The sequence below is a fragment of the Streptomyces sp. DI166 genome (genome assembly GCF_900091315.1).
GTDB lineage: Bacteria > Actinomycetota > Actinomycetes > Streptomycetales > Streptomycetaceae > Streptomyces > Streptomyces fuscus.
Genome location: NZ_FLSP01000016.1, coordinates 64,790 through 84,105, shown reverse-complemented (window position 1 = coordinate 84,105; position 19,316 = coordinate 64,790). Strand labels below are relative to the sequence as shown.

Here is a 19,316-nt window from a genome sequence, read left to right as displayed (position 1 = left end):
CGCAAACCGGTCGGGGTCCGCCGCAGGTTCAGCGGACCTCGACCATGCGGGCGAAGGCCACCACGTTGCCGTCGTAGCCGTTCTGCTTGGAGAAACCACCGCCGCAGGTGATCACCCGCAACTCCGCGGTGCCCTTCGAGCGGTAGACCCGGTCACCGGGGAAGTCGTTCTTCTCGAAGACCTCGACGCCGTAGATCTCGAACACGGCCGTCTTGCCGTCCTTGCGCGCCACCTCGACCCGATTGCCCTTCTTCAGGGCGCCGAGCCCGTAGAACACCGCCGGGCCCTGCTGGTTGTCGACGTGCCCCACCACGACGGCGGTGCCCTTCTCACCGGGCGACACGGCCCCGGTGAACCAGCCCGCCAGATTGGGGTCCTCCGGCGGCGGCGCGCCGACCCACCCCTCGTTGTCCAGGCCCACCGGCATCATCGGCGCGTCCACCCGGATCGCCGGAATCCGCACCCGGTCCGGTTCGGCGTACGGCAACGGGGCCGGGGCGTCGGCGAAGACGGTGCCCGAGACCCGGCTGTCCGCGGCGGCGGCCGACGCGGGCTGCGGCGGGCCCACGTCGAACTCCCCCGAACCATTCCGAATGAGCGCGAGACCGGTCAGCAGAACAAGCGCTATCACGCCCCAAGGAGCACGCTTCCTCCGCTGCTCCTCCTCTTCGGCCAGCTCGGACCCAATCATTCGATTTCCCCTCTCGACGCGGCCGTCGCCACGTCATTCGCGCATACGAGAACGCTAAGTCCCGCGCGGGAAACCGGCGACGGAAGAACCTGCGAACGGGTGGCGGCGCGTCCGTTCGGCAATCCGTGGTGCGCCATCCGAGTTGCCGTGACCAGGAAATTTCTGACGGTCCGTGACCTGCGGCAATATCCGATTGTGCGGTTTTCTCTCGGCGTGTCCTCTCACCAGGACGGACCATTCTCGAAATGCGGCTCTGTGCCGGGCAACTGAGGGTCTTTCTTGGAGGCGCTTTCTCGCCGATCGACCGGGGACGGGTCCCGGGGCGCCTTCCGCGGAGGATCAGATGCGTAATTCTCGTGCCCTTGCGGTGTCAGCGGCGGCGGTCGCCGCCCTCGGGCTCGCCGCCCCGGCGGCCGTCGCCTGGGACCAGCCGAGCAACATCGTGGCCCTGCCCAGCGTGATCGCCCGCGGCGGCCAGCTGACCATCACGGTCGACGGCTGCCGCCACGGCGGGACCGCGACCTCCAACGCCTTCCCGACGACCACGCTGTCGCCCGTCCACGGCGCCAACGAGACCTCGAAGGGCACGGCGACGATCAACTCCAACGCGCGCCCCGGCACGCACGACATCACCGTCAACTGCTCCGGCAAGACGCTGACCCGCCCCGCCGCCTTCACCGTCATCGGCGGTGTCCAGGGCGGTCTCGGCGGCAGCTCCACCTCCGGGGCGACCCCGACCGACATCGCCATCGGCGGTGGGCTGGTGACCGCCGCGCTCGTCGGCGGCGGCCTGTTCTGGATGCGCCGCCGGGCCGAGAAGCGGATCTGACCCGGCGCCCGTCCGGATCGCACCGCTGCCCTTCGGTTCGTCGCACGCCGCACAAGGACTTCGCCCCGGCCCCCTTCTCGGGGGGCACGGGGCGAAGTCCTGTGTGGGGGGCGGGCGGGCGTCAGCCGCCGTCGTCCGCGGTGCGCTTGCGGGAGAGCCGGTAGGCGGCCCCGATCGAGCCCGCGATGAGCGCGGCGCCCAGACCGATCTCCTTGAGGTCGAAGTCGCCGAGGCTGCCGCCCGCACCCGCGTGCGCGCCGCGCGTCGGGTACAGCGGGTCCGGGACCGGGTGGTGGGTGGGGGTGCGCCCGCCGGCGATGGTCAGGTCCGTGTGGCCGCTGACGTGGTCGCAGGTGAACGTCACCTTGTAGGTGGCCCCCGGCTTGGCGTCCCAGTCCACCACCGCCGTGGCGTGCTGCTGCTTCGGCGGGATGGTGACCGTGTCGAAGACCGCCGAGGTGACCACAGCCGGGCCCTTGCAGCCGCCGTCCCGGTCGATCCGCAGGGAGACCTGCCCGCCCGCCGCGATGGTGGACGGCAGGACGCTGAAGCCGAACGGCGTGATGTTGTCCTCGCCCTTCGCCTGGGCGGCGGGCGCGGTGAGGGTGAGAGCGGTCAGCCCCAGCAGCGCGGCCGAAGCGACGCGTATCGCACGCATGGTGGTTCCTCCGGGTCCCCGAGGAGCAGCCGCGGACCTTTTCCGCTTGCGCCAGAAATGCACCTCGATGATCGAAACGCTAGGAAGGTGCGCACACCTGCGCGAACGCTGTCGTGCGAATGGGGCAACGCTGTAGGCCGCCCAGGGGACACACGTTCCCGCACCCGGGGGACGCGACGGCGTGGCGCCGGGGGTGGGGAGGTGTGGTGTGGCTGACGGGGTGTCGGGGGTGAGGTGGGCGAGCGGGTCGGCGGCGGGGGTGAGGTGGGCGAGCGGGGCGTCGGGGACGAGGTGAGCGGGCGGGGTGTCGGGGAGTGGCCGAAATGGTCCCGGCGCTCGTGGCACTGACACGGTCCCGGCGACCGGCCTCCGTTCCGGACCCGAGCCTGGGGACCGGTGCCGGCGCGGGGCGAAACCGGTCGATGCCCCGGAGTCCGGGCTGGACGGGCTGTGGCTGACGGAGCGTCCTGGTCCGGGGCGCCCCGCGCGCCGTTCGGGCCGCGGTGAACCTCTGCCGGGGGCGCGACGCCGGATGGACCGGCTCTGCTTCCGGGCCCGGCGTTCGCGCCGGTCGGCCGGGGTGGCGCGCAATCCACTGCGGGCGGAGCCGCCGTGGCCGACACGCCGTCGTGGCGGCGCCCCCGCGCCAATAGGCGGCGGGGGCGCGAAAGCCGGGGCCCGCGGCGCGGGGGTGAGACGCGCGACAGGCCCCGGCCCAGGGGCCGGGAACCGGGGAGACCGTCAGTCCTTGGCGTCCGGGAAGAGTTCCAGGAACGGTTCCGCGGACGCGGTGACGCCTCGGCTGTAGGGCGCGTCGAAGTCCCAGATGAGGAAGAGCAGGAAGGCGATCAGGGCCGAGAAGAGCCCGGCGAGAACCAGTTCGCGGGCGGTCCGCCGGATCTGGAGGGCGAAGATCATCCCGATGGTGATCACGGCCCCGGCGATCAGCCCGAACCACACCACCCCCGGCATGGTCTCCCCGGTGGAGCTGGCGCGGGCGTTACGCGCCTGGTCCGCGGCGGCGACCTGGTCCACGATCGGCTGGTACGCCTGGGCCTCGAAGTCGTTGCGCGGCTCGTAGTCGGTGACGTCCTCCCGCACCCGCTGGAGCAGTTCGGTGCCGCGCTCGGTCAGCTCGCCCCGGTCGGCCATCGCCTGCCACTCGGTGGTGACGACGTGTCCGACATAGGCGTTGACATCCTCCCGAATACGGTCACGGACCTCCGGCGGATAGACCCGGACCCGCTCCGACACCTCGTGCAGGGCGATCGCCTCCGCCTGCACATGGTCCTCCGCGGCGCTGCGTCCCTCCCATACGCCCGCGATGGCCAGACCCAGGACGATGGCGTACACGACGCCGATCCACATCGTCATGTACTCGATGACGTCCGGCGTCTCGGAGGGGTCCTCGTCGTCCGCCGCGGTGCGATGGCGGACGAACGTGATGATGATCACCACGACGCAGGCGGCCGCCATCGCGAGGGTGAGAACAAGCCATTCCGGCAAGGGATGCCTCCAGGGATCAGCGCGGGCGCAGCGCGGCGACGGCGACGATCGCGGGCGCGGCGATGAGCAGGACGAAGGTCAGGGGTGCGGTGGCGCCGCCTTTGGGCGGCCGTTTGGGCGTGGCCTGGTAACGCGGGTAGTGGACCGGGGCCACGGAAGGGCGCGGCGGGGCGGGCTCGGCCGACGGCGTCGGAGTCGGCTCGGGGCTCGGCGCGGGCGGAGGCGGCGGCGGAGGGGTGGGCCGCGGCTTCGGTGCCGCCGGCGCGGGGGCCGGAGGCGGCGGTGTGGGGGTCGGGGTGGGTGTCGGCGTCGGCGTGGGCTTGGGTTTGGGCGGCTTGGGGGTCGGCTTCGGCGGCGGCTCCGGGGTGGGGGTCGGCGTCGGGGTGGGGGTCGGACAGGGCGTAGGGGGAGGCGGCGGGGGCGGCGGTGGCGAGCACGAGGGGGGAGTGGGCCAGGTGGCGCTCCCGGCGACCGCCACCGCCTCGGTGCCGCCCGGCCCGGTCGAGGCGTACGCGCAGGCGTCGGCGGCCGCCGGGGCGGCCGGAGCCCCCACCAGCAGCCAGCTCAGTGCCAGTAGCGCCAACGCCCGGGCGGCGAGGGCGGAATGGGTCGATTCGGGTCCATGCACGAAACAGGATCTTGAAGGCTCACCCCGGTCCAGAAACCTTTCTGCAGTGGCTGATTGCCCCGAAGGAGGGACGGCCGCGGCACCGGTTCGATCGCCGTCCGCTCGTGCCCCCGTCCCCTCGATCGGCCGTGCGGCGGGCGCGGCTGTCACAGGTTCGGCAAAGAAATTTGTGCCACGGCTGAACACGGCCAGGTCCGGCTGCGTACCTCTTGCCGTGCGGCGGCGCAGCAGGGCGCTGCAACACCCTTGTGATAATGGGGAGTTGACGATGAAGACCTCGTGGCGGAGCGCCTCGCTCGTGGTGAGCGCCGTGGCGGTGCTGGCGCTGACCACGGCGTGCGGTCAGGAGACCACCCCGCCGGCGAGCAGCCAGAACGTCGGTGCGGCGGCCTCGCCGGGCGGTTACGGATCCGCGGGTACCGGCGTCGGCACCGGTGCGGAGGCCGGTGCGGGCGCGGGAGCGCAGGAGGGGGCCCAGGCGGCCCCGGCCGGTGAACTGTCCGTCTCCACCAACGCCGAGCTGGGCGAGGTGCTGACCGACAGCGCCGGACTGACTCTGTACCGCTTCGACAAGGACACGGCGGAACCCCCCAAGACCAACTGTGAGGGCGACTGCGCCACGGCCTGGCCTCCGGTCCCCGCCGACGACACCACCGCCGGCGAAGGGGTCGACGAGAGCCTGCTGGGCGAGGTCACCCGCCCCGACGGCACCAAGCAGCTCACCATCGGCGGCTGGCCCGCCTACCGCTACGCCAAGGACGTCAACGCCGGTGACACCAAGGGTCAGGGCGTGGGCGGCACCTGGTACGCGCTGGCCCCCGACGGCAAGAAGGCCAAGGGCGGCACCGGTGGCGGCGGCGGTGGCGGCAGCGAGCAGCCCGGTCTGTCCACCCGCAAGGACGCCAAGCTCGGTGAGATCGTCGTCGACAAGAACGGCATGACGGTCTACCGCTTCATGAAGGACTCGCCCTGGCCGATGAAGACGGCCTGCACCGGCGCGTGCCTGGAGAAGTGGCCGGTCGTCGAGCCGGTGGACGCCAAGGACACCAAGGGCATCGACCTGAAGGGCTCCGGTCCCCGGGGTCAGGGCTACGTGGTCTTCGACCGGCCCGACGGCATCAAGCAGCAGACCATCGACTGTGTCCCGATCTACACCTTCGCCGGTGACAAGAAGCCCGGTGACACCAACGGCCAGGGCGTGGGCGGTACCTGGTACGCCATCCGCCCCGACGGCAAGCCGGTCGGGCTGAAGCAGTAGCGGCCCCCGCGGTCCCGGAACGGATCCACCCCCTTCGTACCGCATCGAAGGGGGTGGATCCATGTGCGCGCCTGTCCGGTCCGTACCTCCCAACTCTTCGTCCCCTTGTGCGTGGTTCGGAACTCTGTGGAATGCTTCGGTCGCATTTCGTAGCGGAATTCCGTCCTCTCAATTCGGCACGTGCCGCAGGCAGTGACCGGGAACGGACGGTCAATTTCCGTTTCGGCTCGCCCCTTTGGCGGGCGATCAGTAGCCTCAGCTCGAACACTGGATCGCCTGAGCCTTGGAGAGGTAGATGGAGCGTCCCGCGTGGGCCCCACGGAGCATCGACATCTCGGTGCCGAGCGTCTCGCGAATCTACGACTACTACTTGGGCGGTTCGCACAACTTCGAGGTCGACCGGGAAGCAGCCCGCCGGGCCATGGAGTTCATGCCGGGCCTGCCCAAGATCATGCAGGCGAACAGGGCTTTCATGCGCCGCGCCGTGCGCTTCGCCGCGGCCGAGGGCATCACCCAGTTCCTCGACATCGGCTCGGGCATCCCGACCTTCGGCAATGTCCACGAGGTGGCCCAGGCCGCCGACCCCGAGGCGCGGGTGGTCTACGTCGACCACGACCCGGTCGCCGTCGCGCACAGCCAGGCCGTACTGGAGGGCAACGAGCGGGCCGACGTCGTGGCGGCCGATCTGCGCAAGCCGCACGAGATCCTGGCAAGTCCTCAGGTCGAGCGGCTCATCGACCTGAACCGTCCGGTCGCACTGCTGATGGTTGCCATACTTCACTTCGTGGAAGAAGCGGATGACCCGTACGGGGCGGTGGCCGAACTGCGCGACGCGCTCGCGCCCGGCAGCCTCCTCGTCCTCACCCATGCCTCGTACGAGGGAATGCCCCTGCCCGCCGAACGGACCGGTGGCGCGGTGGGCGTATACAAGGACATTCGCAACCCGCTGATCATGCGCTCGCGCGAGGAGATCGCGCGGTTCTTCGAGGGGTACGACATGGTGGAACCCGGACTGGTGTCGATGCCGCGGTGGCGGCCGGACACCGCACCGGAGGAGGAGGATCCCTGGGCCTTCTCCGGTTACGCGGGCGTGGGGCGCACGGCGTGAGCGCGGAACCGGACGGGCCGGAGGACAGACTGCGGCGGTTCGCGACGATCTGGAGCCGGGCGGTCTTCCCGGCCACCTCCACGTCGCTGACCCGGCCGGAGCTGGAGGAGCGACTGCTGCCGCTGGCCCGGCGGTTGAGCGAGGCGCTCAGGGCCAGGGCGTTCGACGCGGACGAGGCCCGGGCGATCGGCGCGGCCCTGGTGGACGCGCACTGCACCGAACCGGAGGCGCTCAGCCGCACCCTGGACTGCGTCGACGCCTACCTGGTGCTGTACTGCGGCGACGACGGCCCGCAGGAGGATCTCAGAGCCCGCAGCAGCCGCCTGCAGCACGCCATGGCCGCCGGGTACGCCCAGGCGCTGCGCGAGCGGACGCTGGCCGAGCAGGAGGCGATCTCCGCCGCCGCCCTGGCCGCGCAGGGCGTCGTGGCCCAGGCGCTGCACGCCAGCGAGGCCCGTTTCCGCGCGGTGTTCGAGGGCGCCGCCATAGGGATCGGCATCGCGGACCTGGAGGGCAACATACTGCAGGTCAATGGCGCCCTCGTGCGGATGTTCGGCGGCGCCGAGCAACTGGTGCGCGGGCGCAACGTCCTGGAGTGGACGCACCCCGAGGACGCCCCGCAGGTCTGGAAGCTCTACGAGGAACTGGTACGCGGCGAACGCGAGCACTACCACGTGGAGAAGGCGTTCTACCGCCCCGACGGAACGGTCCTGTGGACCAACCTCACCGTCTCCCTGCTGCGTGACGCCGACGGCAACCCCGAGTACCAGCTCGCCCTCATGGAGGACACCACCGAGCGGCGGCTGCTCAACCTCCGGCTGCGCTACGAGGCCACCCACGACGCGCTCACCGGACTGCCCAACCGCACCCTGTTCTTCGAGCGCCTGGAGAAGGCCCTCGGCGCCGGGGCGGGCCAGCGGTTCGGGCTGTGCTACCTCGACCTGGACGGCTTCAAGACCATCAACGACAGCCTCGGCCACGCGGCCGGCGACCGGCTGCTGGTGGAGGTCGCCGACCGCCTCCAGGCCTGCGCGACCGCGCCCGGCGAGATGGTCGCCCGGCTCGGCGGCGACGAGTTCGTCGCGCTGACCACCGGCCCCGACACCCAGCGGGAGGTCGACGAACTGGCGTCCCGCATCATGAACGCCCTCGTCGCCCCGATCAGCATCGACGGCCGGGAGCTGACCGTGCGCGGCAGCATCGGCATCGTCGAGGGCCCGGCCGGTGAGCGCAGCCCCGCCGAGGTGCTGCGCAGCGCCGACATCACGATGTACCGGGCCAAGTCGGCGGGCGGCAACCGCTTCGAGCTGGCCGACCCGGAGGCCGACGCCCGTGCCATCACCCGGCACGGGCTGACCACGGCGCTGCCGACGGCCCTGGACCGGGGCGAGTTCTTCATCGAGTACCAGCCGCTGGTCCACCTCGGCGACGGCAGCGTGCGCGGCGCCGAGGCGCTGGTGCGCTGGCTGCACCCGCAGCACGGGGTGCTCGGCCCGGACCGGTTCATCCCGCTCGCCGAGCACACGGGCCTGATCGTGCCGCTCGGCCGCTGGGTGCTGGAGCAGTCGGTACGGCAGGCCAAGGACTGGCGCGAACGGCACGCGGACGCGGGCCCGCTGCGCATCAACGTCAACCTCTCGCCGTGCCAGCTCACCCACCCCGGTCTGGTGCAGGACACCGTCGACATCCTGGAGCGCACCGGTGTCGACCCCGACGCGCTGTGCCTGGAGGTCACCGAGTCGGCGTTGATCGGCGCCGACGACGACCTGCTCAAGCCGTTGCGCCGGCTCGCGGAGATGGGCGTCGACATCGCCCTGGACGACTTCGGCACCGGCTACTCCAACCTCGCCAACCTGCGCCGCCTGCCGGTGAGCGTCCTGAAGCTGGACCGCTCCTTCACGCAGAGCATGCAGCAGTTCCCGGCGGACCCCGTCGACCTCAAGATCGTCGAGGGGATCGTTTCCCTCGCCCACAGCCTGAACCTCGCGGTCACGGTGGAGGGCGTGGAAACCGGCGCCCAGGCCGAGCAACTGCGCATACTCGGCTGCGACACGGCCCAGGGCTGGTACTACGCCCGCCCCGGCCCACCGGAACGCCTCCACGAACTGGCCCTGGTGGACGCCACGGGCTGAGCCCGCACCTGCGCCCGGGGGGACGGCCACGACTCAACACAGCCCGCCGAGTCGTCCCCCAGGGACGCGGGGAACTGCGCGAGCAACCACGACGCACCCGCACCCCGCGGACGGCACAGGCCCCTACGGCGCAGCCCGGAAAGGGGCGCGGGGAACTGCGCGAGCAACCACGACGCACCCACAGCCCGCGGACGGCACAGGCCTCCATGGCGCCGCCGGAAAGGGGCGCGGGGAACTGCGCGAGCAACCACGACGCACCCGCAGCCCGCGGATAGCACATGCCCCTACGGCGCAGCCCGAAAAGGGGCGCGGGGAACTGCGCGACCAGCCACGACGCACCCGCACCCTTCAAACGGCGCCGGGACCGGTCACCGCTCCAACAGCATCCGCTGAAGCTCCCGAGCCGCCCGAGGCGGAGCCACATCACTCCGGTGCGCCAACGCGATGGTCCGATGCAACCCCGGCCGCCCCAACGGAGTGACCCGCAGCCCCCGCCCCGCCCGCGCCGCGACCATCCGGGGCACCACCGCCACCCCCAGCCCCGCCCGCGCGAACCCCAGCACGGCGTCCATCTCCCCGCCCTCCACCGCGAACTCCGGCTCGAACCCCTCGGCGCGGCAGGCGGCGACAGTCAGCTCCCGCAGGTCGTACCCGTGCCGGAACATCACCAGCCGCTCCCCCTCCAGGTCGGCGATGCTGATCGCCCGCTTGCCACCTCCCGGCTTAGGCGCGTCCGGCGAGGACACCACGACCAGGTCCTCCCGCAGCAGCTCCACCGTCGCCAGCGCCGGCGACGGCGTCGGCAGTGGCAGCACCACCAGCGCCAGGTCCAGCGCCCCGCGCGCCAGCTCGCGCACCAGGTCGTGCGAGCCGCCCTCCTCGATCAGGAGCCGGATGCCGGGATAGCGGTCGTGGAAGGCGCGCAGCACATCCGGCAGCAGACCCGTGCACAGGCTCGGCGTCGCCCCGAGCCGGACCCGACCGGAACGCAACTGCACGAGCTCCTGGACTTCGAGCCGCGCTGTATCCGCGTCGGCCAGGATGCGGCGCGCCAGCGGCAGCAGCGCCTCTCCCGCGTCGGTGAGCGTGATGTTGCCGCGGGCCCGCAGGAAGAGGTCGGCGCCCAGCTCCCGCTCCAGGGCCTTGATCTGCTGGGACAGGGACGGCTGCGAGACGTGGACCAGGTCGGCGGCCCGGGTGAAGTGCCGGGTCTCGGCGACCGCCACGAAGTACTGGAGCTGCTGGAACTGCATGACCTCACGATAGACGTTGGCTATGGAAACGAGCCGGAGGATGTCTTGGACCGATCGGGCACTCGCCGCCTAGCTTCTACTGACATGGCTCTGGCAACGCGGACGGACCGACGACCGTCCATGGCACGCACGGTGTGGGACAGCTCCGTAGGCAAGAAGACCGTGATGGCGGTCAGCGGGCTGATCATGCTGTCGTACCTGGTCGTCCACATGTTGGGAAACCTGAAGATCTTCTTCGGGTCCGATGAGTTCAACGGGTACGCACACTGGCTGCGCACCATCGGCGAACCGTTCATGCACTACGAGTGGACGCTCTGGCTCGTCCGCATCGTGCTCGTGGTCGCGGTGATCGCGCACGGCGTCTCCGCGTACCAGCTCAGCCGCCGCGACATCAAGGCGCGGCCCAGCAAGTACGTGCACAAGAAGCCGCGGGCCAGCTACGCCACCCGCACCATGCGCTGGGGCGGCATCATCCTCGCCCTGTTCATCGTCTGGCACATCCTCGACCTGACCACCGGCACCGTGCACTCGGGCGGCTTCCAGGAGGGCCGCCCGTACCAGAACGTGGTGGACACCTTCTCCACCTGGTACGGCAACACGATCTACATCGTCGCCGTCCTCGCCGTCGGCATGCACATCCGGCACGGATTCTGGAGCGCCGCCCAGACCCTGGGCGCCGGCAGCCGCGCCCGCGACCGCGCCCTGAAGGCCGTAGCCAACGTTCTCGCGCTTGTGCTCACGTGCGGCTTCCTCGCCGTGCCCGTGGGCGTCATGACCGGAGTGGTGAGCTGACATGACCTACACCGACTACCTGACCGGTGACCCGGTCGTCGACACCAAGGCGCCCAAGGGCCCGATCAACGAGCGCTGGGACAAGCGCCGTTTCGAGGCCAAGTTGGTCAACCCCGCCAACCGCCGTAAGCACACGGTGATCGTCGTCGGCACCGGCCTGGCCGGCGGCTCGGCGGGCGCGACGCTCGCCGAACAGGGCTACCACGTCGTGCAGTTCTGCTACCAGGACTCCCCGCGCCGCGCCCACTCCATCGCCGCGCAGGGCGGTATCAACGCCGCGAAGAACTACCGCAACGACGGCGACTCCGTGCACCGCCTGTTCTACGACACCGTCAAGGGCGGCGACTTCCGGGCCCGCGAGTCCAACGTGCACCGCCTCGCGCAGATCTCGGTGGAGATCATCGACCAGTGCGTCGCCCAGGGCGTGCCGTTCGCCCGCGAGTACGGCGGTCTGCTTGACACCCGCTCCTTCGGCGGTGTGCAGGTCTCCCGCACCTTCTACGCCCGCGGCCAGACGGGCCAGCAGCTCCTGCTCGGCGCGTACCAGGCGCTCAGCCGCCAGATCGCCGCGGGCAACGTGGAGATGCACCCGCGCACCGAGATGCTCGACCTGATCGTCATCGACGGCCGGGCCCGCGGCATCGTCGCCCGCGACCTGATCACCGGCAAGGTCGACACATACTTCGCCGACGCGGTCGTCCTCGCCTCCGGCGGCTACGGCAACGTCTTCTACCTGTCGACGAACGCCATGAACTCCAACGCCACCGCTGTGTGGCGGGCGCACCGGCGCGGCGCGTACTTCGCCAACCCCTGCTTCACGCAGATCCACCCCACCTGCATCCCGCGCACCGGCGACCACCAGTCCAAGCTGACGCTGATGAGCGAGTCGCTGCGCAACGACGGCCGGATCTGGGTGCCCAAGGCCAAGGGCGACACCCGCCCGGCGAACCAGATCCCCGAGGACGAGCGCGACTACTACCTGGAGCGCATCTACCCGTCCTTCGGCAACCTGGTACCCCGCGACATCGCCTCCCGCGCCGCGAAGAACGTCTGCGACGAGGGCCGCGGCGTCGGCCCCGGCGGGCAGGGCGTGTACCTCGACTTCGCGGACGCCATCAAGCGCATGGGCCGCAAGGCGGTCGAGGCCAAGTACGGCAACCTCTTCGACATGTACCACCGGATCACCGACGAGGATCCGTACGAGGTGCCGATGCGGATCTACCCCGCCGTGCACTACACGATGGGCGGACTGTGGGTCGACTACGACCTCCAGACCACGGTCCCGGGCCTGTTCGCGATCGGTGAGGCCAACTTCTCCGACCACGGCGCCAACCGGCTCGGCGCCTCGGCTCTGATGCAGGGCCTGGCCGACGGCTACTTCGTGCTCCCCGCCACGATCAACGACTACCTGGCGAAGAACCCGAAGCTGGAGACGGTCACCGACACCCACCCGGTCGTCAAGGAGGTCCTGTCCGAGACCGAGGACCGCATCACCCGGCTGCTCTCCGTCGACGGCGACCGCACGCCCGACTCCTTCCACCGCGAGGTCGGCGAGCTGATGTGGGAGTTCTGCGGCATGGCCCGCTCCGACTCCGGCCTGCGCAAGGCGCTGGAGCGCATCCCGCAGATCCGCGAGGAGTTCTGGCGGCGCATCAAGGTGCCCGGCACCGGCGAGGAGTTCAACCAGTCGCTGGAGAAGGCGAACCGCATCGTCGACTACCTGGAGCTCGCCGAGCTGATGTGCCTCGACGCGCTGCACCGCTCCGAGTCCTGCGGCGGCCACTTCCGCGAGGAGTCCCAGACGCCCGACGGCGAGGCCGCCCGCAAGGACGACGAGTTCTCCTACGCGGCCGCCTGGGAGTTCAACGGCACCGGCGAGGCGCCCACCCTGCACAAGGAAGACCTGGTCTTCGAGTACGTCCACCCCACCCAGCGGAGCTACGCATGAAGCTCACCCTGCGCGTCTGGCGGCAGAAGAACGCCGACGCCGAAGGCGCCATGTCCACGTACGAGGTGGACAACATCTCCTCCGACATGTCCTTCCTGGAGATGCTCGACACGCTCAACGAGGAGCTCATACTCAGGGGCGAGGACCCGGTCGCCTTCGACCACGACTGCCGCGAGGGCATCTGCGGCGCGTGCTCCCTGGTCATCAACGGAGACGCGCACGGCCCCGAGCGGACCACCACGTGTCAGCTGCACATGCGGTCCTTCAAGGACGGCGACACCATCGACATCGAGCCGTGGCGGGCCGCCGCCTTCCCGGTGATCAAGGACCTGGTGGTGGACCGGTCGGCCTTCGACCGGATCATCCAGGCCGGCGGGTACATCACCGCGCCCACCGGCTCCGCCCCGGAGGCGCACGCCACCCCGGTGCCCAAGCCGGACGCCGACCTCGCCTTCGAGCACGCCGAGTGCATCGGCTGCGGCGCCTGTGTGGCCGCCTGCCCCAACGGCGCGGCGATGCTGTTCACCTCCGCCAAGGTCAACCACCTCAACGTGCTGCCGCAGGGCGCCCCCGAGCGGGAGACCCGCGTGCTGGACATGGTGGCGCAGATGGACGAGGAGGGCTTCGGCGGCTGCACCCTCACCGGCGAGTGCGCCACGGCCTGCCCGAAGGGCATCCCGCTGGTCTCCATCACCGGCATGAACAAGGAGTGGCTGCGCGCCACCCGCAAGGTCAAGCGGTAGTACGCCACCGCTTGCAGTGAACGTTCGCCGACAGCGCGCGGACGAGCGGGGCCGGGAGGGTGCTCCCCGGCCCCGCTTCGCTTGCCCGACCTCGCTAGGCTGCGCGCATGATCTTCACAAGTCAGCAGCAGCCCGGCTTCCTTGAGGCCGTCTCCCGGTTCGAGATCGCCGTGCACGAACAGGAACCGGACCGTGCGGAGACCGCGTTCGGGGAGATGTACGGCGCCTTCCAGGACGCGACGCCGCCGGAGGTCGCCGAGGCCGCGCCGCGTCTTGCCTCGCTGCTGTCCGAGGTCCCGCCGGGACCCCGCGCCACCGTCGCGGTGATCGTCGGCGCCTGTGTGGAGCGCGGCGCCGATCCGCGGCCCTGCGCGCCCTACATCTTCGTGGAGGTGGCCGAAACACTGGCCGCCGCGGGCGAGTTCTGCGAGCGCTGGAAGGAGACCGGCGGCGGCGACTTCCCGAACCCGCAGGACGGCGCGGACGAGGCGCTCTTCGACCGCGTGGGCGCGGAGGCGGCGCTCGCCTGGCTGACGATGCCCCAGTGGGAGATGGCTTCCCTCGCCATGCTCAACCACGCCGACGTACGCGCCGCGCTGCACAGTTCACTGCGCCACCGGCTGCTGCGGGCCCTGCGGACCGTGTCGGAGGCCTCCGACCACCAGTTCAAGTGCCTGGAGTACGCCCTGCTCGTCCTCGACGACGAGCCCCTGGTGGTCCTGCACCGCCCCACCGGCACCGGCTACCGCGTGCGGATGAGCGGCATCGGCGACAACTTCCAACTGCACACCCTGCTCGCCGACATCCTCATAGGCGGCGGCCACATACCCGGCCGGGCCCCGTCCCCCGAGGAAGTCGCGGTCTGCAAGGACGCCCCCGGCCAGGTGCACACCGTGGGCTCGTTCAACCTGGTCACCGCCACCGGCGAATGGATCTGGAACGAGGGCACCCCCTCCGACATCCCCCGCGTCGACGGCATCCGCCTCCTGGTCCTCGACCCACCGCCCTACGAACGCAGCTGGCCCGCCGGCCGCTTCTTCCCGAACATGACCGGCGACCTCGTCCTGGACCGCGTCCTGGACGAAACGGAGACCCACTACTGGCTGGGGGCCTGCACTCCGCCGAAGTGACGGCGGTCCAGCCCGAACAACCGCGCCCCGTTGTCGTGGCACACCGCCCGCAGCCACTCCTCGCCCAGGTCCAGGCGCTCCAGGGCCTCGATCTGGTGGAGGTACGGGTACGGGATGTTCGGGAAGTCGGTGCCGAGGAGGATGCGGTCGCCGAGGGCTTGCAGGCGGGGAAGTTCGGTGGCCGGGTACGGGGTCAGGCGTTCGCCGAAGTCGGTGAAGGCCATCGTGGTGTCCAGGCGGACCTCGGGGTGCCGCTCGGCCAGGTCCAGGAAGTCCGTGTACTCCGGGAGCCCCATGTGCGCCACGATCAGGCGCAGCCGGGGATGGCGGGCGAGGAGGCGGGCCACCGGTTCCGGGCCGGTGTGCTTGCCGGGGGCCGGGCCCGAGCCGCAGTGCATGACCACGGGGATGCCAGCCTCGGCCAGCAGGCCCCAGGCGGGATCCAGCAGGCCGTGCCCCGGGTCGTACGCCCCTACCTGGATGTGGGACTTGAAGACACGCGCCCCGGACTCGACCGCCTGGCGCACATAGTCCTCGACGCCGTCCTCGGGGAAGAGCGTGGCCGTGTGCAGACAGTCGGGCGTGCGGGCGGCGAAGTCCGCCGCCCAGGAGTTCAGCCAGGCCGCCATGCCCGGCTTGTGCGGGTACAGCATCGCCGTGAAGGCACGCGCCCCGAAGCGGCGCAGCAGCTCCACCCGCCGCTCCTCCTCGTGCCGGTAGGCGATCGGCCACTCGACACCGGTCAGCGGGCCGACGGAGTCGAAGTACTGCCACACCTTGCGCAGCACCCGCTCCGGCATGAAGTGCGTGTGGACGTCGACGAGGCCGGGCACCCCGATACGGCTGCGGAAGGCCGCCAGGGCCTCGGCCTCCGCCGCGGGGTCGCTTCCGCTGTACGCAGTCATGCTCCGACTGTCACGCATACCGACGGGTCGAAACAACCCCTGGCGATCATGCTCCGTGCAGCGTGCGGGCCAGATACGGCGCCGTCGCGCTGCCCGGCGCCCGCGCCACCTCCGTCGGCGGCCCCGCCGCCACGATCCGCCCGCCCGCGTCACCGCCGCCCGGCCCCAGGTCGATCACCCAGTCCGCGCCCGCCACCACCGACATGTCGTGCTCGACGACGATCACGGTGTGCCCGGCGTCCACCAGGCCGTGCAACTGGCGCATCAGGACCTCCACGTCGGCCGGGTGGAGCCCGGTGGTCGGCTCGTCCAGGAGGTACAGGGTGTGCCCGCGGCGGCCCCGCTGCAGCTCGCTCGCCAGCTTGATCCGCTGGGCCTCGCCACCGGACAGCTCCGTCGCGGGCTGGCCGAGCCGCAGATAGCCCAGACCGACGTCGAGGAGCGTGCCGAGGCTGCGCGCCACCGCCGGGGTGTCCGCGAAGAAGCCGGCCGCCGCCTCCACCGTGAGGTCCAGCACCTGCGCGATGTTCCGCCCCCGGTACGTCACTTCGAGCGTCTCGGGGTTGTAGCGCGCGCCCCCGCAGTCCGGGCACGCCGCGTACGTACTCGGCAGGAACAGCAGCTCCACACTGACGAACCCCTCGCCCTGGCAGGTCTCGCAGCGCCCGCCCGCGACATTGAAGGAGAACCGGCCGACGCCGTAACCCCGCTCCCGGGCCTGCCCGGTGGCCGCGAACTCCTTGCGCACGACGTCGAACAGGCCCGTGTAGGTGGCCAGGTTGGAGCGCGGGGTCCGTCCGATCGGCTTCTGGTCGACGCACACCAGCCGCCCGACACCCGCCGACTCCTCGGTGATCTCCCCGATCAGCGTGGACTTCCCCGAGCCGGACACCCCGGTGACCGCGGTGAACACCCCGAGCGGGAACTCGGCGGTCACCCCGCGCAGGTTGTGCCGGGTGACGGGGCCGATCTTCAACTGCCCGATCGGGACGCGTACTTCACGCTCCGGGACGGGGGAGCGGTCGAAGAGGAAGCGGGCCGTCGCCGACTCCCGCACCGCGGCCAGACCCTCCGGCGGGCCGCTGTAGAGCACCTGCCCGCCGTGCTCACCGGCGCGCGGGCCCACGTCGACCAGCCAGTCCGCGCCGCGCATCACCTCCAGGTGGTGCTCCACCACGAACACCGAGTTCCCGGCCGCCTTCAGCCGCTCCAGCACCGACAGCAGCGCCTCCGTGTCCGCGGGGTGCAGTCCGGCGGACGGTTCGTCGAGGACGTAGACGACACCGAACAGCCCGGAGCGCAACTGCGTGGCCAGGCGCAGGCGTTGCAGTTCGCCCGCGGAGAGGGTGGGGGTGGCGCGGTCGAGGCTGAGATAGCCGAGGCCCAGTTCGACGACCGGGGCGATACGGGAGCGCAGGTCCTCGGTGAGCACACGGGCGGTCTCGGAGGCGCCGTGCGGCAGGCCGGACAGTTCCAGCAGCGGAAGAGCGGCCAGCTCGGCGATCGTACGGCCCGCGAAGGTCACCGCCAGCGCCTCCGGGCGCAGCCTGCTGCCGCCGCAGGCCGGGCAGGGCGCGGCGGTCAGGAAGCGCTCCGCCTTCGCACGCAGGGTGGCGCTCCTGGAGTCGGAGAACGTCTTCATCACATACCGCCGGGCGCTCATGTACGTGCCCTGGTACGGCCGTTGGATGCGGTCCGCGTCCCGCACCGGGTGGACCGTGACGACCGGCTGTTCGTCCGTGAACAGGATCCACTCCCGCTGCTCGGCGGGCAGCTCGCGCCAGGGGCGGTCCACGTCGTGGCCGAGCGCGTCCAGGATGTCCCGCAGGTTCTTGCCCTGCCAGGCGCCCGGCCAGGCGGCGATCGCACCGTCCCGGATCGACAGCGAGGGGTCGGGGACCAGCAACTCCTCGCTCGTACGGTGCACCTGGCCCAGCCCGTGGCACTCCGGGCAGGCCCCGGCGGCCGTGTTGGGGGAGAAGGCGTCGGAGTCGAGCCGCTCGGCGCCGGGCGGGTAGTCACCGGCCCGGGAGAACAGCATCCGCAGCGAGTTGGAGAGATTGGTGACCGTGCCCACCGACGAGCGCGAGGTCGGCGCGGAGCGGCGCTGCTGGAGCGAGACCGCGGGCGGCAGCCCGGTGATCTCCCCGACCTTCGGCGCCCCCACCTGGTGGATCAGCCTGCGCGCGTACGGCGCCACCGACTCGAAGTAGCGGCGCTGCGCCTCGGCGTAGACCGTCCCGAAGGCGAGCGAGGACTTCCCCGAACCGGAGACCCCGGTGAACACGGCCAGCACGTCCCGGGGAATGTCCACGTCCACGCCCCGGAGATTGTGCTCACGGGCACCGCGGACACGGACGTACGGGTCGTGGGGGTCGTGCATGCGAAGGGCTCCGAAGGCGACGAGGGACTGGGAAACCGACAAACCCCGCAATCCTATGCGACCGCCCTGCTCACGGCCCGAAGGTCCACACGTTCCCCACCGGCTGCCCGTCCCTGCGCAGTACCGTCCCCAGCAGCCCGGTCAGCTCCTCCTCCACCTCGGCGACCAGCTCCGCGCCGAAGACGCACAACGACCGCTCCCGGTGGTCGCCGTACGTGCCCATGCGCAGGTCGCCGGTGACCTGGATGACGTTCTCGTCGGGCAGGTAGGAGTAGCTCACCCACGGGTGCCGGCCGGGGCCGCCGACGCGGGCCGGGTCGACGACGGTGCCGTTGACGTACCACTTGAGCATGTACAACCGGTCCCCGGGCCGGGTACGGGCGCGCAGCCCCCGGGCGATCACCGCCTCGACCTCGCGACACAGCGGGTCGCGCCAGTCGTCGATGGCGTCCATGTGCCAGGTGACCGAGCCGGGCGGATCGGTGACGCCCTTGTCGGCGGTCTCGTAGGTGACCTCGAACCGCTGCTCGAAGCGGCGGAAGAGCGCGCCGTGCTCGGGATCGGAGAACAGTGTCCGCACGGGGCGCTCCCGCGCCGGTTCGCCGGGCGGCGCCCACCGGTACGGGGTGACCTCGGCGACCGCGTGGAACCCCGCCGCCAGATGGACGGGGACGAGGTCTCCGCTCGCCTCGGCCACCAGGTACCGGGACGCGGTCCGCGGCGCCCGTGCCTGCCGGGCCCGGTCGGCGGCGGCGTGCAGCAGCTCGGGGAGCGGGCGGGTGATCGCGTCGACCGCGGAGAACTCCGTGCCCTCGACCCTCTCCGACCAGACCAGGTCGGCGGGCCGCGAGTGGCGCCAGAGGGACAGGATGTCCATGTCGTGCTCCAGCTCCGAGACCGGCCGGCGCTGTTCCGGCGCCGCCTCGACGAGCCGCCGGAGCCGCTCCTGGTCGCGGTACGGGAGCCCCAGCCAGTAGTCACGCAGCTTCGCGTCGGTGGACGGCACGTCGGCGACCTCCGCCACCAGCAGGGAGCGCGGGGTGCCCGGGGCGAAGCCGGCGTCGAGCAGGGCCTCGGCGAGGCGGGGCCCGTCGTGGGAGTACACCTTCCAGGTCACCGGCTCCACGCGGCGCGCGAACTCCTCCCGCGTACGGCGGACCAGGGCGGCCAGGTCGCCGACGGCGGAGAGGTCCCGGTGGTCGACGACCCCATGAGTGCCGTAGTGCGTGCGGACCAGAGGCCCGTCCCGCTCGGTGACCACCCCGAACACCTCGGGCGCGCGGCCGCGCATCTGTGTGTCGTACTTCGCCCACAACGCCGAGGCGTCAGCGGTCACTCAGCGGCTCCCGTGT

At 71.4% G+C, this 19,316-nt stretch carries 16 protein-coding genes; 8 read left to right on the top strand and 8 right to left on the bottom strand.

The genetic code is table 11. The annotated features are described in order from the left end of the window. Positions 1-28: 28 nt before the first annotated feature. A complete protein-coding gene (locus tag GA0115233_RS10910) occupies positions 29-691 on the bottom strand; it encodes a class F sortase (protein ID WP_093719958.1) in 663 nt (220 codons plus the stop codon). A 343-nt stretch (positions 692-1,034) separates the two neighbouring features. On the opposite strand from GA0115233_RS10910, the gene GA0115233_RS10905 reads away from it, so the two are divergent. Continuing rightward, the gene (locus GA0115233_RS10905; RefSeq protein ID WP_176711723.1) at positions 1,035-1,520 is read left to right on the top strand and encodes a hypothetical protein; all 486 of its coding nucleotides are present in this window, start codon (positions 1,035-1,037) and stop codon (positions 1,518-1,520) included. Positions 1,521-1,641: 121 nt separating this feature from the next. Here GA0115233_RS10905 and GA0115233_RS10900 read toward each other — a convergent pair whose 3' ends face one another. From GA0115233_RS10900 to GA0115233_RS10890, 3 genes are all read right to left on the bottom strand, one after another. Further along, positions 1,642-2,178: a hypothetical protein gene (locus GA0115233_RS10900; protein ID WP_093719956.1), complete on the bottom strand. Its 537-nt coding sequence runs from the start codon at positions 2,176-2,178 to the stop codon at positions 1,642-1,644. A gap of 741 nt (positions 2,179-2,919) precedes the next feature. Continuing rightward, entirely contained in the window at positions 2,920-3,684 is a 765-nt protein-coding gene (locus GA0115233_RS10895) for a bestrophin-like domain (RefSeq protein ID WP_093719955.1), read from the bottom strand. Between the two features lie 16 nt (positions 3,685-3,700). Then, on the bottom strand, positions 3,701-4,312 hold the full coding sequence (locus tag GA0115233_RS10890) for a hypothetical protein (RefSeq protein ID WP_093719954.1): 612 nt from the start codon (positions 4,310-4,312) through the stop codon (positions 3,701-3,703). 268 nt (positions 4,313-4,580) lie between these two features. On the opposite strand from GA0115233_RS10890, the gene GA0115233_RS10885 reads away from it, so the two are divergent. From GA0115233_RS10885 to GA0115233_RS10875, 3 genes are all read left to right on the top strand, one after another. Then, on the top strand, positions 4,581-5,570 hold the full coding sequence (locus GA0115233_RS10885) for an SCO0930 family lipoprotein (RefSeq protein WP_093719953.1): 990 nt from the start codon (positions 4,581-4,583) through the stop codon (positions 5,568-5,570). 295 nt (positions 5,571-5,865) lie between these two features. Beyond that, on the top strand, positions 5,866-6,678 hold the full coding sequence (locus GA0115233_RS10880; protein WP_093719952.1) for an SAM-dependent methyltransferase: 813 nt from the start codon (positions 5,866-5,868) through the stop codon (positions 6,676-6,678). Then, positions 6,675-8,810, top strand: coding sequence for a putative bifunctional diguanylate cyclase/phosphodiesterase (locus tag GA0115233_RS10875; protein ID WP_093719951.1), 2,136 nt, complete (start codon positions 6,675-6,677; stop codon positions 8,808-8,810). Before GA0115233_RS10880 ends, GA0115233_RS10875 begins: the two co-directional genes overlap by 4 nt. Before the next feature lie 368 nt (positions 8,811-9,178). On the opposite strand, the gene GA0115233_RS10870 is transcribed toward GA0115233_RS10875, so the two are convergent. Continuing rightward, positions 9,179-10,063 (bottom strand): LysR family transcriptional regulator, encoded by an 885-nt coding sequence (locus GA0115233_RS10870; RefSeq protein ID WP_093719950.1) that lies wholly within the window; start codon positions 10,061-10,063, stop codon positions 9,179-9,181. A gap of 120 nt (positions 10,064-10,183) precedes the next feature. Between GA0115233_RS10870 and GA0115233_RS10865 the strand changes: the two genes are divergently transcribed. From GA0115233_RS10865 to GA0115233_RS10850, 4 genes are all read left to right on the top strand, one after another. Continuing rightward, the gene (locus GA0115233_RS10865) at positions 10,184-10,855 is read left to right on the top strand and encodes a succinate dehydrogenase (protein ID WP_093719949.1); all 672 of its coding nucleotides are present in this window, start codon (positions 10,184-10,186) and stop codon (positions 10,853-10,855) included. A 1-nt stretch (position 10,856) separates the two neighbouring features. Then, positions 10,857-12,803, top strand: coding sequence for a fumarate reductase/succinate dehydrogenase flavoprotein subunit (locus GA0115233_RS10860; protein WP_093719948.1), 1,947 nt, complete (start codon positions 10,857-10,859; stop codon positions 12,801-12,803). Beyond that, positions 12,800-13,546: a succinate dehydrogenase/fumarate reductase iron-sulfur subunit gene (locus tag GA0115233_RS10855; RefSeq protein WP_093719947.1), complete on the top strand. Its 747-nt coding sequence runs from the start codon at positions 12,800-12,802 to the stop codon at positions 13,544-13,546. The genes GA0115233_RS10860 and GA0115233_RS10855 overlap by 4 nt, the downstream gene beginning before the upstream one ends. Before the next feature lie 107 nt (positions 13,547-13,653). Next, positions 13,654-14,676: a hypothetical protein gene (locus GA0115233_RS10850; RefSeq protein WP_093719946.1), complete on the top strand. Its 1,023-nt coding sequence runs from the start codon at positions 13,654-13,656 to the stop codon at positions 14,674-14,676. On the opposite strand, the gene GA0115233_RS10845 is transcribed toward GA0115233_RS10850, so the two are convergent. The 3 genes from GA0115233_RS10845 to GA0115233_RS10835 all read right to left on the bottom strand — a co-directional run bounded on the left by GA0115233_RS10845 (position 14,643) and on the right by GA0115233_RS10835 (position 19,300). Further along, positions 14,643-15,581 carry an amidohydrolase family protein gene (locus tag GA0115233_RS10845; RefSeq protein WP_093719945.1) on the bottom strand — a complete coding sequence of 313 codons (939 nt, stop codon included), beginning with the start codon at positions 15,579-15,581 and terminating at the stop codon, positions 14,643-14,645. The genes GA0115233_RS10850 and GA0115233_RS10845 overlap by 34 nt on opposite strands. 46 nt (positions 15,582-15,627) lie before the next feature. After that, positions 15,628-17,964: an ATP-binding cassette domain-containing protein gene (locus GA0115233_RS10840; RefSeq protein ID WP_093719944.1), complete on the bottom strand. Its 2,337-nt coding sequence runs from the start codon at positions 17,962-17,964 to the stop codon at positions 15,628-15,630. A 70-nt stretch (positions 17,965-18,034) separates the two neighbouring features. After that, positions 18,035-19,300 (bottom strand): DUF2716 domain-containing protein, encoded by a 1,266-nt coding sequence (locus GA0115233_RS10835; protein ID WP_093719943.1) that lies wholly within the window; start codon positions 19,298-19,300, stop codon positions 18,035-18,037. Positions 19,301-19,316 lie beyond the last annotated feature (16 nt).